At 66.3% G+C, this 16,611-nt stretch carries 8 protein-coding genes and 1 pseudogene; 6 read left to right on the forward strand and 3 right to left on the reverse strand.

Annotation, left to right across the window (positions count from 1 at the left end; all coding sequences use genetic code 11):
* Positions 1-25 precede the first annotated feature (25 nt).
* The gene (locus D5S08_RS03020; RefSeq protein ID WP_241557183.1) at positions 26-3,118 is read right to left on the reverse strand and encodes a TonB-dependent receptor; all 3,093 of its coding nucleotides are present in this window, start codon (positions 3,116-3,118) and stop codon (positions 26-28) included.
* 412 nt (positions 3,119-3,530) lie between these two features.
* Here D5S08_RS03020 and D5S08_RS03025 point away from each other — a divergent pair.
* From D5S08_RS03025 to D5S08_RS03035, 4 genes and pseudogenes are all read left to right on the forward strand, one after another.
* Positions 3,531-5,258: pseudogene (locus D5S08_RS03025) on the forward strand (glycoside hydrolase family 3 N-terminal domain-containing protein); the annotation flags it as partial.
* A 174-nt stretch (positions 5,259-5,432) separates the two neighbouring features.
* A complete protein-coding gene (locus D5S08_RS17440) occupies positions 5,433-5,675 on the forward strand; it encodes a fibronectin type III-like domain-contianing protein (protein ID WP_421757444.1) in 243 nt (80 codons plus the stop codon).
* Between the two features lie 62 nt (positions 5,676-5,737).
* On the forward strand, positions 5,738-6,532 hold the full coding sequence (locus D5S08_RS03030; protein ID WP_126665479.1) for a carboxylesterase family protein: 795 nt from the start codon (positions 5,738-5,740) through the stop codon (positions 6,530-6,532).
* 114 nt (positions 6,533-6,646) lie between these two features.
* Positions 6,647-8,497: a M2 family metallopeptidase gene (locus D5S08_RS03035; protein ID WP_121115333.1), complete on the forward strand. Its 1,851-nt coding sequence runs from the start codon at positions 6,647-6,649 to the stop codon at positions 8,495-8,497.
* Between the two features lie 71 nt (positions 8,498-8,568).
* On the opposite strand, the gene D5S08_RS03040 is transcribed toward D5S08_RS03035, so the two are convergent.
* On the reverse strand, positions 8,569-9,666 hold the full coding sequence (locus D5S08_RS03040; RefSeq protein WP_206610269.1) for a metallophosphoesterase: 1,098 nt from the start codon (positions 9,664-9,666) through the stop codon (positions 8,569-8,571).
* A 241-nt stretch (positions 9,667-9,907) separates the two neighbouring features.
* Between D5S08_RS03040 and D5S08_RS03045 the strand changes: the two genes are divergently transcribed.
* Positions 9,908-12,364 (forward strand): S9 family peptidase, encoded by a 2,457-nt coding sequence (locus D5S08_RS03045; RefSeq protein ID WP_121115337.1) that lies wholly within the window; start codon positions 9,908-9,910, stop codon positions 12,362-12,364.
* A gap of 94 nt (positions 12,365-12,458) precedes the next feature.
* Here D5S08_RS03045 and D5S08_RS03050 read toward each other — a convergent pair whose 3' ends face one another.
* Positions 12,459-14,243 carry an SLC13 family permease gene (locus D5S08_RS03050; RefSeq protein WP_121115339.1) on the reverse strand — a complete coding sequence of 595 codons (1,785 nt, stop codon included), beginning with the start codon at positions 14,241-14,243 and terminating at the stop codon, positions 12,459-12,461.
* A gap of 368 nt (positions 14,244-14,611) precedes the next feature.
* On the opposite strand from D5S08_RS03050, the gene D5S08_RS03055 reads away from it, so the two are divergent.
* Positions 14,612-16,606, forward strand: a complete 1,995-nt coding sequence (locus D5S08_RS03055) for a BCCT family transporter (protein WP_175578859.1) — start codon at positions 14,612-14,614, stop codon at positions 16,604-16,606.
* Positions 16,607-16,611: the final 5 nt, after the last annotated feature.

The raw sequence follows: 16,611 nt of genomic DNA on the forward strand, positions 1-16,611 counted from the left end.
TGCGGCCGCCCGCCCATGGGCAGGATCAGAAGTTGAAGCCTGCCGACAGCTTCACGGTGCGCGGCGGATTGCCGCCGATGCTGAAGCTGGTCCGCTCCCCGAAGATGGTGGAGGAGCCGTCCGTGCGGGAGTTGTCCAGCGGGTTGTCGTTGAAGTCGGTGTAGTTGTAATCGTTCAGCACGTTGATGACGTCGACGCGGAAACGCAGCTCCGTCTGGTCGCTGATGAACGGCAAAGGCACATACTTCGTGACCGCCATGTCCAGCTGACGTCGACCCCAGCGCGATCCGTTGCCGTCGCGGAACCCGCCAAGCCAGGTCCGCTCGAAGGGAACGGCCGTGCTCACCTGGTTGACCAGATAAAGCGGGGATTCGACCTGGAACTTGGCCGAGACGGAGAAGCCCAGCGGCACATCCGCCGTGCCCGCGACCACGAAGCGGTGCCGCGGCACGCCCGCGGAACGCAGGAACGGGTAATCCTCGATATTCTCGTAATCGAGCGAGAAGTTCTCCCCGAACTTGCGGTTCTCTTCCGCCTCCGTGAAGGTGTAGGTTGCATCCACGCTCCACGGGGAAGAGAGGGTGTAGGCCTTGGTCACCTTGGCGTAGACGCTGTCAGCATTGGTCTCCAGCCCGTTGGTCCCCAGGATGATGCTGCCGTAACCCGCCGGGGCGAAGCCGAAGGGCGATCCGGGCACGTCCGTCGTGCTGGCCGGATCGTCGAAGAAGAAGCTGCCATCGGGCCGGCGGTTGCCCAGAAGCCAGGCGAAACCGTCGCGGCTCTGGATATGGGTATAGCCCACCTCCAGCTGCACCGGATCCGCCACGCGGGTGCGCAGTCCCAGGCTGAACTGGTCCGAATAAGGCACCTTCAGGTCATTGTTGATGAAGCGCAGTTCGCGCCCGCCACCCACGACGTTGCTCGCCAGCAATTGCTGGCGCCCTTCCTCCGTCAGATAGACCGGATCCCATTCGATGCAGGTCGGTGACGCGACGCAATCTTCCGCCGCGATCGAGTTCTGGCCGATGAAGCGGAAGTCACGCCGCGGGAACGCGCCGAAGCTCAGCTCCTGCTGCAGGAAGTCGAACTGGTTGCGATCGTAGGACCGGCCGTAACCGCCGAAGACGGTCCAGTTCTCGTCCTCGTCGAGGCGGTAGGTGAAGCCGATGCGCGGCTGGAAGGCCCCGCTGAACGCCTCACGGTTATACCCGCGCCCGATATAGTCGTTGATGTCGTAGCCGGCATTGCCCAGGTTCGGGTAGTTTTCCGGAGACACCGCCGCCAGGTTCGAGCCTGGCGTCACGAAGCCGAGATAGGCGGGCGTTTCCTCGTAATCCCAGCGGATGCCGATGTTCAGCGTCAGGCGGTCGCTGACGTCCCAGTCATCCTGGATATACAGGCCGAGCTGAAAGTTGTCCGATTGCACCTCCGGCGTGCCGAAATCGCCCGGCGCACCGAACTCCAGCCGGTATGGGACCTCGTCGTTGAAACTGTCCTGCCCGAACAGGTTCACGTCATAGGTGTAGAGCGGGTTCAGCAGGTTCTGCTCGGTCGTGCGCAGCTTGATCCAGCGCAGCTTCACGCCCGCCTTGATCGTGTGCCCCTCGAACCCGGTCCAGGTGAAGTCGTCCTGCACGGTCCAGCCGCTCTGGCCCTTTTCCTGGAAGTTCGCGCTGGCGCCGGTCCGCAGGATGCCGAAGCGGGCGACACTGTCGCCGTTGCGCTGCGTCGCCTCGAACAGCTGTCCATTGCCGAATTCGTTCGGGGTTGGCGCCCAGGTCACGTCCTCGTAAGCGACGCGGAAATCGTTGATCCAGTTATCTTCCGTGTGCTGCCACCGGCCCAGACCGCGCCATTCCTCGACCCGGTTGAGACTGCCGGTGGACACCGTGTTGATGCCGCTGCTCAGCTGGAGGCCGCTTTCGTCACGATACTTGACCGAGAACTCGACCAGATCGGCATCGGTCGGCACGATATCGATCTTGCCGAAATACAGGTCTTCCTTGAAGCTATTGGTGAAATTCCCGAACAGCCCCTGATATTGCGACGGCAGGCTGGAGATGGCGTAGCCATTGCCGGGCTGGATATCGACCGGGCGCTCCTGCCGCTTGCCTTCATAGCTGCCGAAGAAGTGCATCACATCCTGGATGATCGGCCCGCCCAGTGCGATGCCGAACTGCTTGTCCAGCGTGTCGACCTTGTCGACCCGGGTGGGATAGATCTCCGTCGGGCGGCGCGATCGCAGGCTCTGGTCGGTGTAGTCGAAGAAGCCTTCGCCGTGGAACTCGTTGGTGCCGGACTTGGTGGTGGCCGTGATGGCGACGGAACTGACCTGGTCGAACTCCGCCTTGTAGTTCGACGACAGCACCTGATACTCACCGATGGCGAGCTGCGGGAACGGGTTGCCGGGGGTGGAATCCTGCCCGGTGATGCCGTTCTTCAGGACGTAGTCCTTCTGGCTGATGCCATCGATGAACACGTTGACGCTGTTGGACCGCTGCGCACCACCCTGAATGCTGGTCTGCCCGTCCGCGCCCTCGATCAGGCGGACGCCCGGCGCCAGATCGGCGAAGGCCAAGAAGTTGCGGTTGTTCTGCGGCAGCTGCTCGATCAGGCGCTGGGTGATGTTGATGCCGACCTGCCCGCCGGACAGTTCGCGGATGCGGCCGCTGGTGACGACGATCTCGTTGCCGGTGCTGGTCGGAGCGGCACCGGTGTCGCCATCGGTTCCGACATCCGTGCCGGTGCCGGTGCCGTCGGCCGCTGCGCCGGTTCCCGCCGCCAGATCGATATCAAGCCCGGCATTCTGGCCCACATTCAGCGTGAACGCGTCCGAATTGCTGACGGTGCCGCTCTGCAGCGTGATCTCCAGCCGGTAAGTGCCGGCCCCCAATGATGCGAAATTATAGCTGCCGTCCGGACCGACCGAAATGGACCGCCGGATGCCGCTGGAAACCTCCACAGCGGCCACGGACACTGCGGGATTGTCGGCTGGCGCGGTGATGGTGCCGCGCAACGATGCCTGCCCGACCTGGGCCACTGCGGACGGGGCGATCAGCACCCCGCACGTCAACGCGGTCATGCTCGCCAGCGCGACGCGCAAGGTAAAGCTGTTCATGATGTTTCCCTGTCTTTGTATCATTGTCTGTGCCTAGAACCCGTCATCTCGCCACATGCAGGAGAGGCGCGGACGGCGCAGGACCGCGCCTGCAGCATACGACAAGATGGCGGGAGTGCCTGGATGCAGCCCCACCTGTCATCGTAATCCCCGCAACACCTCAGCAGCATCCATGTTCCCGCATCTCCCCACTTGGGTGAAAGGCGTTAATGATGTAATCTGTTGCACGAGCTTGCGAAAGTTTCAATCGCTGGAAATGAGAGGCGTGCCGATGTTTAAAGATGTTTCCCGCCGTGCAGTGCTGATGGGCGCTGGCGCGGTCGCCGCCTGGGGCGCTACCCCCGCCCGCGCTGCGCTCCGGGCGCTCGACACCGCCGTACTGCCCCCGCAGGTCGAGGCGCTGATCGCATCCATGTCGGTCGAGGAAAAGGCCGGGCAGCTGACCCTGATGGCGGCCGCCTGGGCCGGCGGTGCTGCGGTCTCGCTCAACCCCGCGGGCTCGGCCACCAGCTTCGACGCGCAGCTGGCGGAGGTGCGCGCCGGGCGCATCGGCGGCGTGTTCAACGGCAATGGCGCGGAAATGGCGCGGCAGATGCAGATCGCCGCCACCCGCGAAACGCGGTTGAAGGTGCCGATGCTGTTCGCCGCCGATATCATTCATGGCTTCCGGACCGTCTTCCCGATGCCGCTGGCGGAGGCCGGCAGCTTCGATCCCGAACTGGCGCGGCGCACCGCCCGCGCCGCGGGTGCCGAGGCGGCGGCAGCCGGCATCGACTGGACCTTCGCCCCCATGGTCGATGTGGCCCGCGACGCCCGCTGGGGCCGCGGCATTGAAGGGTCTGGCGAGGACGTCCTGCTCAACCGCATCATGGCCGATGCCCGCGTCCGCGGCTTCCAAGGTGAGAACGGACTGGATGCGCCCGATGCCGTCGCCGCCTGTGCCAAGCATTTTGCCGCCTATGGCGCGGCGGAGGCCGGGCTGGACTACAACACGGTGGACGTGTCCGAACGCACTCTGCGCGAGATCTATTTTCCGCCCTTCCAGGCCGCCTTCGAAGCCGGCGCACCCACCACCATGGCATCATTCAACGAATTGTCGGGTGTCCCCGCCACCGCCAATGAATGGCTGTTGACCCAGGTGCTGCGCGACCAGTGGGGTTTCGACGGGTTGGTCGTGTCCGATTATACGGGCGACATGGAACTGATCGCGCATGGCTTCGCCGCCGACGAGCTGGAGGCGACGCGACTGGCCTTCATGGCGGGCGTGGACATGAGCATGCAGAGCGGCTTCTACATCCAGCACCTGCCCGATCTGGTGGCCAAGGGCGAGGTGCCGATGGCCCGGCTGGACCAGGCGGTCCGCCGGGTGCTGGCGCTGAAGGTGCAGCTTGGCCTGTTCGACGATCCGTTCCGCCGCATCGACCCCGATCGGGAACGCACCCGCGTGCGCACGGCCGAAAACCTGGCGCTGGCGCGGGAGGCGGGGAGTCGGTCGATCGTGCTGCTGAAGAATGATGGCGACCTGCTGCCGCTGCCTCGTGACGGCCGCCGGATCGCCCTGATCGGACCCTTCGCGGCGGGTCAGCATGATCTGATCGGGCCCTGGAATGTCTACGGTACCGATGCGGAGGCGGTCGATCTTGCCACCGGCATCAGGGCCGTCGTGGCCAACCCCTCGCAAATCACGGTGACCGAAGGGTCCGGCATCGACGAGGCGCTGGACGGCGGCATCGAGCAGGCCGTCGTCGCGGCGCAGGCAGCCGATGTGGTGGTACTGGCGATCGGCGAGACGCAGCGCATGTCGGGCGAAGCGCAGTCACGGACAGAGATCGTGGTCCCGGCGGCGCAGATGGCACTGGCCGAAGCGGTCGCCGCCACGGGCAAGCCGGTCGTGGTGCTGCTGCGGACCGGGCGGGCGCTGGCGCTGGAACAGCCGGTGCTGGATGCGCCGGCGATCCTGGTCACCTGGTTCCTGGGATCGCAGGACGGGCCGGCCATTGCCGACGTGCTGTTCGGACAGGTCGCCCCTTCGGCCCGCCTGCCGGTGTCCTTCCCCTTCGCTACGGGTCAGGTGCCGTACCACTATGCCCACAAGAACACCGGGCGGCCCAATCCTCCGGGCGATCTGCTGGAATACAAGGCCCGGTACCGCGACTACCCCAATGCGGCACGCTTCCCGTTCGGCCATGGCCTGACCTATGGCACAATCAGCTATTCCGGGCTCGACCTGGGCGATGCCCGGCTGACCCAGGACGGAGAGCTGACGGTCAGCGCCACGGTCGCCAACAGCGGCCGGCATGCGGCCGAGGAGGTGGTGCAGCTGTATATCCGCGATCTCGCCGCCAGCATCACCCGACCCGTGCGGGAATTGAAGGCGTTCCGCCGCGTGGCGCTGGCCGCGGGGGAGAGCAAGACCGTGTCCTTCACCCTGCGGCGGGCGGACCTGCTGTTCGTCGGCGCAAAGCTCGAACCCACGGTGGAACCGGGCCGCTTCCAGCTGTGGATCGCCCCTTCCGCAGAGGCGGATGGCGTTTCGGGGGAATTTACGCTGACCTGACCGGCCGGGCAGCGGCAACAACAAGGGACGGGCAAACCTGCCCCGATTGCGGGAGAATGTTCATGACACCAGCGAGCGGCTCCCTGCCACCCTTGCGCCGGGTGAAGCGGCTGCTGCTGCCCATCATCCTGGCGCCGCTGTTCGCCTGCGTCGCCCCGCTGGCCAGCGGGGCGGCACCGGTGCCGCTGGTGGCGGGGCAGTTTCCGCAGCCGGCGCTGGTTGACCGGGGCTACCCCTACCAGCTGTTCATCCCGCGCGCGGCAGCGGCGGTGGAGGATGACGGACAGGATGCCCGCTGGCCCCTGTTGATCTTCCTGCATGGATCGGGCGAACGCGGCGTGGATATTGCGCGCGTGAAGGCTCACGGCCCGCCCAAGATTGCCGATCGCGATCCTGATTTCCCCTTCATCCTGGTGTCTCCGCTGCTGCCGGCGGAAGAGGATTGGGACATCGCCAAGCTGGACGCCATCGTGGATCACGTCGCCGCACGACTGCCGGTCGATCCGGACCGCATCTACCTCACCGGGCTCAGCCGCGGCGGCCATGCGACCTGGCGGTGGGGCGCCGCGGAGCCGCAGCGCTTCGCGGCCCTGGCCCCGGTCGCCGGACGCGGCGACCCGGCCACCGGCTGCGCGTTGGTCGACGTGCCGGTCTGGGCACTGCACGGGGACCGGGACGATGTGGTCGTGCCGGAAGGCAGCTTCGCCATGGCGCGCGCGATCCGCGCCTGCGGCGGGCAACGATCGCGGCTGACGATCTACCCTGATCTGGGCCACAATGCCTGGGATCCGGCCTATGACTCTCCCGCGCTGTATCTCTGGCTGCTGCAGCAGCGTCGGCAGCCAGCGGCGCAGTGAGGTAGCAGACCTGCTACGCGGCGATGGCCGGGTTCCTGATCGACCGAACGCATGGACGTGCCGGGTCGTCGTTGGTAACGGACGCAACTTCAGTTCTTTAGGAGCCCACCGCCCATGAAGCGCCATGCGTCCGTCGCCCTGTTCGCCATTGCTGCCGCGATGGCCGCCGCGCCCGTCGCCGCGCAGCAATCCGCGCCTGCGCAGGAAAGTGCCCCGGCCTATCCGCTGACGGCGCAGGGCGCTGCCGAATTCATCGCCGCGGTCGAGGGCGACCTTGCAGCCTATTCGATCGATGCAAGCCGCATCGCCTGGGTCAACCAGACCTACATCACGCCCGATACCGATGCGCTGTCTGCGCAAAGCAGTGCCACCGGAACCGAGAAGCGCGTGCGCTATGCCCTGGATGCTGCCCGCTATGCCGAGGTGCCCGGCCTGGATCCGGAGGTGGCGCGCAAGCTTACCATGCTGCGGACCGGCATCACCCTGCCGGCCCCCACCACCGAAGGCGCGGCGGCCGAACTTGCGACCATCGCCACCGGCCTGCAGTCGCAATATGGCAGGGGGCGCGGCACCCTGAACGGCCAGCCGATCAACGGCAGCGATATCGAGGCGGAGATGGGAAATCTCGACCATACGCCGGAAGAATACGCGGAGATGTGGGCCAGCTGGCACACCAATGTCGGCGCCCCCATGCGCGACGACTATGCCCGCATGGTCGGCATCGCGAATGAAGGCGCGCGGGAGCTGGGCTTCAGCGATGCAGGTGCGATGTGGCGGTCCAACTACGACATGGACCCGGACGAATTCGCCGCGACGACCGAACGGCTGTGGCAGGAGGTGAAGCCGCTCTACCTGGCGCTGCACACCTATGTCCGCAGCCAGCTCAACCAGAAATATGGCGCTGATGTCCAGCCCGCGAGCGGGCCGATCCGCGCGGACCTGCTGGGCAACATGTGGGCGCAGGAATGGGGCAACATCTACCCGCTGGTGGCCCCGGAAGGCGCGGGCGACATCGGCTACGACCTAACCGAGCTGATCGCGGCCAAGGGGATGAGCGAGCTGGACATGGTGCATGCGGGGGAAGGCTTCTTCTCCTCGCTGGGCTTCGCCCCGCTGCCGCAGACCTTCTGGGAACGCTCCATGTTCGTGAAGCCGGCCGATCGCGAGGTCATCTGCCATGCGAGCGCGTGGAACCTCGACAATGTCGACGATATCCGCATCAAGATGTGCATCAAGCCCAACGCGGACGATTTCACGACCATCCATCACGAGCTTGGCCACAACTACTACCAACGCGCCTACAACCAGCAGGATCTCCTGCATCTCGACGGCGCCAATGATGGCTTTCATGAGGCGATCGGCGACATGATCGCCCTGTCGATCACGCCCGAATATCTGGTGCAGATCGGCCTGCTCGATCGTGCGCAGGTGCCCGGGCCGGAGAAGGACATCGGCCTGCTGCTGCGCCAGGCGATGGACAAGGTCGCCTTCCTGCCGTTCGGCCTGCTGGTCGACAAGTGGCGCTGGGGCGTGTTCGACGGGTCCATCCCGGAGGCGCAGTACAATGACGCCTGGGTGGCGCTGAAGCGCGAATACCAGGGCATCACGCCGCCGGTGGAGCGACCGGCGGATGCCTTCGACCCGGGTTCCAAGTACCACATTCCCGCCAACACGCCCTACATGCGCTACTTCCTGGCGCGCATCCTGCAGTTCCAGTTCTACAAGGCGGCCTGCGATGCGGCTGGCTGGGAAGGCCCGCTGCACCGGTGCAGCTTCTACGGCAATGCGGAGGTCGGCGGGCGACTCAACGCCATGCTGACGATGGGCGCGAGCCAGCCCTGGCCCGATGCGCTGGAAGCCTTCACCGGCACGCGCGAGATGAGCGCGCAGCCGATGGTGGAGTATTTCGCGCCGCTGAAGCAGTGGCTGGACGAGCAGAACGCGGGAAAGCCCAGCGGCTGGTAAGGCAGCGGTAGCGAAGCGATCGAGGGGAGGATGGGTGTGACCCCCTCCCCCGATCGCTTCTGCCGCCGAAGCTATGGCCGGGCTCGCAAGGTTATGCGGGTCAGTTCGGACGGTCGCCCGAGACGCAGGGCGAAGCCCGGCCACAAGGCGGTGCCGTTGCTGACGTAGAGTGTCATCCCGCCAACCTCGTAGCGGCCGGATACGAACCCGTTATTGGCCGGGGCGACGAGCCGGTCCAGCCCGACGACCATGCCGCCATGCGTATGCCCGGACAGCTGAAGCGCCACGCCGCCCGCAGCGCCGCGCCGCGCCTGCCTGGGCTGGTGGTCGAGGAGGATGACCGGCACACCCTGCGGTGCCCCGGCCAGGGCGCCGGCGAGGTCCGGACCCGGCCGCCCATGCTGCGGCGCGGACAGGTCGGTCACGCCGGCCAGCACCAGCCGGGCCGCTCCGCGCGCGAGCACCACATGCGCATTGGGCAGCATGCGCAATCCCATGCCAGACAGGTGCCGCATCCACTCGTCGTGATCGAAGAAATATTCGTGGTTTCCTGGGATCGCGAACACACCGTCCGGGGCGCGCAGATCGCGCAGCGGCTCCACATCGGCGCGCCGCATGGCCACGGAGCCATCGATGAAGTCGCCGGTGATGACGATCAGGTCGACATCCGTTTCGTTGGCACGCGCGACCATTGCTCTGGCCCAGCTTGCCGGAAACAGGCGGCTGATATGCAGGTCGGTCAATTGCAGCACGCGGTAGCCGTCGAATTGCGGCGGCAGCCCGCGAATGGCGATCTCCACATCCTTCAGCGGCGGCACACGCGTGGCATTGCCAACGCCGATCGCCGCGATGATCGCTGCCAGCGTGGCAGCCGCATAGCGCAAGGGATCGGGTATAGTGACGCTCTGCCACCGCGCCGCCATCACCGCCAATGTGCCGAGATCGAGCAGGATCTGCAGGACGGCGAGCAGCAGAATCGCGCCGAGCGCCCAGTTGAACAGAATGACCATCGCCCGCGGAAACTCGGGCGCGAACACCGAGCCGGAGGAGAGCCGGCTCCACAGATGGTACTGCGATGCAGCCAGCAGCAGCACGGCGATGCCGAGCTTGACGGGGAGCGGCAAGGTCAGCGGCCAGAGCGTGCGCGCCAGCAGATAGAAGACCGGCATCGCGAAGATGAGGTGAAAGATCGTCGGAGTCCTTGTGGGAGGATGCAGCGGGGTCGCGACCCATCGGCATGCTGTAGCGCATCAGGATCGGGCGCGACATCCCGCAGCATCGTGAGTCGCTCAGCGTCGGTCCGTTTTTCTGCATTGCACAGGTCGGGTCATCGGTGGTTTAGGCGACGCATCTTCAACGGCCGCAGCACCATCTCGCTTCGGCCAACCTTCACGATTTCGGGGTGCGATCATGGGCCGGATTTCCACTGCTTGCCTGCTGCTGGCCACGGTCGCGCTGCCCTTGTCAGCCGCGGCGCAAGGCTCTGCCGCTCAGGAAACGGAGACGACCATCTACCATCGGGCCCCCGACGCTATCGCGCAGATACTGGAAGCACCGCAGACACCGGCGGTGGCCGTCAGCCCCGATCACCGGATGCTGGCGATCCTGGGGCGTGAGAGCCTGCCTTCGATCGCCGCCGTGTCTCGCCCGATCCTGCGGCTGGGCGGGTACCGGATCGACCCGGCGACCAACGGCCAGGCGGAGATGCGGGTGCAGTGGCTGAACGGGTTGACCCTGCAGGACATCGACAGCGGGCAGCAGGTCGCCGTCACGCTGCCGGAAGGCGCCCGCTTCACGCAGCCCAGCTGGTCGCCCGATGGCCAGCGGCTGGCCATGCTGGTGCAGCAGCCGGACGAACTGCAATTGTGGACGGTCACGCTGGACGGACGAGCAGCGCCGGTGCTGGGCGGCGTGAACGCGGCCTTCTCCGGCAAGGCTTACGAATGGTTGCCGGACAGCAGCGGCCTGATCGTCCGCACGGTGGATACGCAACGCGGCGCAGCGCCGGTGGCCAGCAGCACGCCGGCGGGGCCGGTGGTGCAGGAAAGCAACGGGCGCAAGGCCGCGGCGCGCACCTACCAGGATCTGCTCGCCAGCCCGCATGACGAGGCGCTGTTCGACCATTACTTCACCGGCAGCCTGACCCGCGTGGCAGCCGATGGCACCGGAGCCACGGCGATCCTGCCGGCCGGGCTGTGGCCCCAGTTCTCCGTCAGCCCCGATGGGCGGTACCTGCTGACGGAGCGGCTGAAGCGTCCGTTCTCCTACCTGCTGCCCGCCCCCTCCTTCCCGACCGAGATCGCCATCTCCGCAATCGACGGGACCGCCGTGCGCACATTGGTCGACCGGCCGCTGGCGGACGACCTGCCGATCGCCTTCGATGCGGTCGTGACCGGGCCGCGCGACGTGGAATGGCGGGCGGATGCCCCCGCGACGCTGCTGTGGGCAGAAGCGCAGGACGGTGGCGACCCCAATGCCGAGGTTCCCTTCCACGACAGCCTGTTCGTGCAGGCGGCCCCGTTCACGGCGGCTCCGGCGAAACTGGCCGATCTGGAGCGGCGCTATGCAGCGACATTCTGGGGCACGGGCAATTTCGCCATGGTGGTCGACCGGGAGTGGAACACCCGGACCGAGCACCGCTACGCCGTGGCCCCGGACCGACCAGGCCAGGTGGTCCCGCTGCTGACGCGCAATTTCCAGGAGCAGTACAACGATCCGGGCTTCCCGCTGACCGAGGCCAACGAAGCAGGCAAGCCGGTGATGCGCTTCACCGCCGACAAGGATGCCGTCTTTGTTGCGGGAGAGGGCGCCACCAAGGCGGGGGCCTTCCCCTTCCTGGCCACTCTGCCTGTCGCTGGCGGAGAGCAGACGCGTTTGTGGACGGCGGAGGCGCCATTCTACGAAGAGGTCGTCGCCCTGCTGGACGATACCGGGGGGCGTGTGCTGACCCGGCGCGAAAGCGCAGAACAGGCGCCCAATTACATGGTGCGGCAGGTGGATGGCGGGGCGGGGCGCGCCGTCACGAACTTCGCCGATCCGGCGCCGGTCTTTGCCGGTGTGACCAGGCAGACGATCACCTACACCCGTGCGGACGGGCTGCCGCTGTCAGGCACGCTCTATCTGCCGGCCGGCTATGATGCGCAGCGGGACGGACCGTTGCCGACACTGCTGTGGGCCTATCCGGCGGAGTTCACCGACCCGGCCGTGGCCGGCCAGACGGTGGATACCGGCAACCGCTTCACCCGTCCGCGTGGCATCAGCCACCTGTTCATGCTGACGCAGGGCTATGCCGTGCTGGATGACCCGGCCATGCCGATCGTCGGCGTTGACGGTGCCGAGGCGAATGACACCTATGTCGAGCAGCTGCGCGCCGATGCCGAGGCGGCGGTGGAAGCCGTGGTCGCCATGGGCGTGGCCGACCGCGGGCGTCTGGCTGTTGGCGGGCACAGCTATGGCGCGTTCATGACCGCCAACCTGCTGGCGCATACCGATCTGTTCCGTGCCGGGATCGCGCGATCCGGCGCCTACAACCGGACGCTCACGCCCTTCGGCTTCCAGGCGGAGCAGCGCAGTTACTGGGAGGCGACGGACATCTACACGCAGATGAGTCCCTTCACCTATGCCGACCGGATCAACGAACCCGTCCTGCTGATCCATGGCGGGGCGGATGACAATTCCGGAACCTTCCCGGTGCAGTCGGAGCGGATGTACGCGGCGCTGAAGGGGAACGGGGCCACGGTGCGCTACGTCGTGCTGCCGAACGAGGCGCATGGGTATCGCGCGATGGAGTCGACGCAGGAGACGTTGTGGCAGATGACCGACTGGCTGGACCGTTACGTCAAGCCGGTGAAGGCGGGATCGATGTAGGGTTGCCTCGGTGCCGACGGCCGTGCCTGAGCAGCGCGGGTGCTTACGGATGAGATCCTGAGCCTCGCGCTGCCGTCTGGCTGACCGGCACCAGCTAGCTGATCAGCCAGTGGATGGCGCCGCAAGTCGCCAGGCCGACGGTGATGTTCATCGGCAGCCCGATCTTGATGAAGTCGGCAAAACGGTAATCGGCCGCAGCATAGACCATCGTGTTGGTCTGGTACCCAATGGGCGTCGCGAAGCTGGCCGAGGCAGCAAACATCACCGCCACGATCAGCGCGCGCGGCTCGTTGCCCGTCGCTTCTGCCAGCCCGATCGCAACGGGGGTCATGATCACGGCGACGGCATTGTTGGTCACCGTTTCGGTCAGCAACGATGTCAGGAAGTACAATACCACGACCAGCATCAGCGGCGACAGCGTGCCCAGCCATGGCGAGACCGCATCGACGATGAGCTGCACCGTGCCGACCGCCTCCAGCCCGGCGCCGATCCCGAGCATCGCGAAGATGAGGACAAGGACGCTGCCGTCGATCGAGCGCCAGGCTTCCTCCGGATCGACGCAGCGGGTCACCAGCACCACCCCGACTCCGACCAGCGCCACCGCGACGACCGGCAGGACGCCGAAAGCCGCAAGGACAATCACGCCCAGCAACGTGCCGACGGCGATCGGTGCGCGACGTCGGCGGAAGCGGCGAACATTGCTTGTGTCCTCCGCGATCAGGTTTGTGTTCTCGCGTAGTTCGGCAATCGCCGGGGCCGCAGCGGCGACCAGCAGATTGTCGGCAGCGCGCAGGCGGACGCTGCCAAGGTCGGGGCCCGGCAGATGCCGCGCCCGGCCAATCCCCAGGACGCGCGCCGGCACGTTCGAGAGGAACGGGATGTCGCGCAGTTCACGGCCGAGCGCCGGGTGCGAAGGTCCGATCGTCAGCCCGATCAGGCGGACATCGTCGCTGCGCTCATCATCGGCCAACCGGATGGGGCGTCCGACATTCTGCAGCCCCACAACCACACCGCTGCTGCGCGCCAGCCCGTCAAGCTCATCAGCCGAAGTGGCGACCACGAGCCGGTCCCCCGCGGCGAACTGCATGTCAGGCTCCGGGTTGCGGATGATGCTCAATCCGCGCTTGATCGCGATCAGCCGCACGGCATCGCGCCTGAAGAACGACACTCCGGCGACAGTCGGCAGATCTCCCGCCCCTTCGTCGGCAAAGGCGAGCTCGGTCAGGTAGGTGAGTTCGTGGCGATCGGCGATGTCGTTGTCCTTGCGAGCCGGCAGCAGGCGCGGCCCCAGGATCAGCATCGTGGCGACGCCGGCCGCCATGGTGACAAGACCCACGCCCGTGATCTCGAAGATGCCGAACGCCGGCTGGCCCTGCGCGCGCGCCACGCCATCGACCAGGAGGTTGGTCGAGGTGCCGATCAGGGTCAGCGTCCCGCCCAGGATCGAGAGGTACGACAAGGGTATCAGCAGGCGCGTGGCCGGGATGCCGACCTTGCGCGCAAGTCGCCTGACCAGCGGGATCAGCACGATCACCACCGGGGTGTTGTTGATGAAGGCCGGCGCGGTGGCGGCGCCCGCCAGCAATTCGGCCACCGTCCTGCGGGGATGATCTTCGGCGCGGCGGGTGATCACGCTTGCGAGCGCCTCGATCGTCCCGGTGCGGATCAGGGCCCCGGACAGCACGAAGAAGGCAGCGATCGTGATGGGGGCGGAATTGGCGAACGCGCCGGTAATCAATGGCGGGGTAAGCCAGCCAAGCGCGATCATCACGCCGGCGCCGACCACCGCAATCGTGACCGGTGGAAAGCGCTCCATTGCGAACGCGATGAACAGGAGGACGGTGAAGCCGAGACCGAGCAGAGGCAGGTACTGGCTCATGAGATCCCGCCAGTCCCCCGGACGGGGCCGCTCCGGCTATCGAAGATCATGGGTGCGCGCCTCCCTCTCGATTGCAGGCTTCGCACCTTGGGGCTCGATAGCAAGAACCCGTCCGGCGCTGCGCCGTTCCTTGCCGCCAGCGGGCGGCACTGCGCGCGAGTGCCGCAATCCCGCCGTCACTTCAACACGCCCGCCGATTGGTCCGGAACGTGCGCGATAACGCGTCATTGATGGAACGTGCTCCGTTCGGCGCTTCCGGGTCGCGGCTTGCTGCTGGCGATCGTCATGCTCATGCCGTGGCGCGACTTGCCCCTTGCGCCAAACGGGGCCCATGATTGAACCACCTGACGTCCCGGGGGAAAAGCGCAATGTCCGATCCAGTCCTGACAGACGCCGCGCCGCCGGCCCGGGCTCCCTGGATGAAGGTCAATCCGCCCGTCTTCTTCGTGTCGTCCGGGCTGATCCTTGCCTTTGTGCTGTTCAGCGCGGTGTTTCCGGGCCAGGCAGAGCGGCTGTTCGCCAGCGTGCAGGCGACCATCATCCTGGATTTCGGCTGGTTCTACATCCTCTCCGTCGCGGGATTTCTGGTCTTCGTGCTGTTCCTGATGATCAGCCGCTATGGTGACGTGAAGTTGGGCCCGGACGACAGCGAGGCGGAGTACAGCTACCTTTCGTGGTTCGCGATGCTGTTCAGCGCGGGCATGGGCATCGGCCTGCTGTTCTTCGGTGTCGCCGAACCTATCCAGCATTACGCCCTCCCCCCTGTGGGCGAGGGCCGGACGATCGCTGCCGCGCGCGAGGCGCTGCCGCTGACTTTCTTCCACTGGGGCCTGCATGCCTGGGCCATCTACATCGTGGTCGGGCTGGCGCTGGCCTATTTTGCATTCCGGCGGGGTCTGCCGCTGACGATCCGGTCGGCCCTGTTCCCGCTTATCGGCAATCGCATCTACGGGCCGATCGGCCACGCCATCGACATCTTCGCGGTGCTTGGCACCATGTTCGGGGTGGCGACGTCGCTTGGCTTCGGCGTGTTGCAGGTCAATGCCGGCTTCAACTATCTGTTCGGGCTGCCGACCGGCCCGCTGGTGCAGATCCTGCTGATCGTCGCCATCACCGGCCTGGCAACTCTGTCGGCGGCAGCCGGGCTTGATGCCGGGATCAAGCGTCTGTCGGAACTCAACATCGTCCTCGCCGTCACTCTGCTGCTGTTCGTGCTGTTCGCGGGCTCCACCATCTTCCTGCTGCAGGCTTATGTGCAGAATATCGGTGCCTATCTCGGCTCCGTCGTTCAGCGCACTTTCCGCATGTATGCCTATGAGCCCAATCCGTGGCTCGGCAACTGGACGCTCTTCTACTGGGGCTGGTGGATTTCCTGGTCGCCGTTCGTCGGCATGTTCATCGCGCGCATCTCGCGCGGCAGGACCATTCGCGAATTCGTGGCGGGCGTGCTGCTGGTGCCGGTGCTGTTCACCTTCCTGTGGATGACCGTTTTCGGCAATACGGCGATTGCGCTTGACCTGAGCGGTGCGGCCCCGATCGCCCGGACGGTCGCCACCGACCTGCCCGTCGCCCTATTCGAGACGCTGCAGCAGCTGCCCTTCTCCTCGATCGCATCGGGTCTCGCGACCTTGCTGGTCATCACCTTCTTCGTGACCTCCGCGGATTCAGGTGCCCTCGTGATAGACATGATCACCAACGGAGCGGCGGAGGACCCGCCCGTGTGGCAGCGCATCTTCTGGGCGGTATGCGCCGGGCTGGTGGCAGCCGTGCTGCTGCTGGCGGGCGGGCTGCAGGCGCTGCAGACCGCCGCGATCGCGAGCGCGCTGCCCTTCGCGGTGGTGCTGGTAATAATCTGCTACGGCCTGCTGCGGGCGCTGCAGACCGAGACGGCGGGATCGTCGATTGACCTGTCGCTCGCCGCCGAGGCGCCGCCGGCCGCCCGCACCGGATTGAGCTGGCAGCAGCGGCTGGACAGCATCACCCACTATCATGAGAAAGAGGAGATTTCGCAGTTCCTGAAGGGCACCGGCCGGCCAGCGGTAGACGCGTTCGCGGCACAGGTGGGACAGAACAGCCTGGTACCCAGCGTGGAGCAGGACGAGGATCAACTCGAGCTGACCATCCCCCATGGCGATCATGGCACCTTCCGCTACACGGTGCGCGCCCGCAGTTTCCGCGCGCCGAGCTTCGCCTTTGCCGAGTCCCGCAAGACCCATGGTGCGGAGCGCCGCCACTATCGTGCAATGGCGCACTCGTCGGAAGGCGACCAGCCGCACGACGTGACCGGCTTCACAGGCGATCAGCTTATCAACGATCTGCTCAACCGCTATGCAAGGTTTCGCCACGCACGGCGGCTGACCTGACAAGG

Origin of the sequence: Croceibacterium ferulae (assembly GCF_003660445.1) — a bacterium.
Taxonomy (GTDB): Bacteria; Pseudomonadota; Alphaproteobacteria; order Sphingomonadales; family Sphingomonadaceae; genus Croceibacterium; species Croceibacterium ferulae.

What these genes read in the sequence shown, in the direction of transcription:
- D5S08_RS03040 (WP_206610269.1), bottom strand. Translation starts at nt 9,666, where the DNA reads ATGCCGGTCTTCTATCTGCTGGCGCGCACGCTCTGGCCGCTGACCTTG.
- D5S08_RS03050 (WP_121115339.1), bottom strand. Translation starts at nt 14,243, where the DNA reads ATGAGCCAGTACCTGCCTCTGCTCGGTCTCGGCTTCACCGTCCTCCTG.
- D5S08_RS03035 (WP_121115333.1), top strand. Translation starts at nt 6,647, where the DNA reads ATGAAGCGCCATGCGTCCGTCGCCCTGTTCGCCATTGCTGCCGCGATG.
- D5S08_RS03020 (WP_241557183.1), bottom strand. Translation starts at nt 3,118, where the DNA reads ATGAACAGCTTTACCTTGCGCGTCGCGCTGGCGAGCATGACCGCGTTG.
- D5S08_RS03055 (WP_175578859.1), top strand. Translation starts at nt 14,612, where the DNA reads ATGTCCGATCCAGTCCTGACAGACGCCGCGCCGCCGGCCCGGGCTCCC.
- D5S08_RS03045 (WP_121115337.1), top strand. Translation starts at nt 9,908, where the DNA reads ATGGGCCGGATTTCCACTGCTTGCCTGCTGCTGGCCACGGTCGCGCTG.
- D5S08_RS03030 (WP_126665479.1), top strand. Translation starts at nt 5,738, where the DNA reads ATGACACCAGCGAGCGGCTCCCTGCCACCCTTGCGCCGGGTGAAGCGG.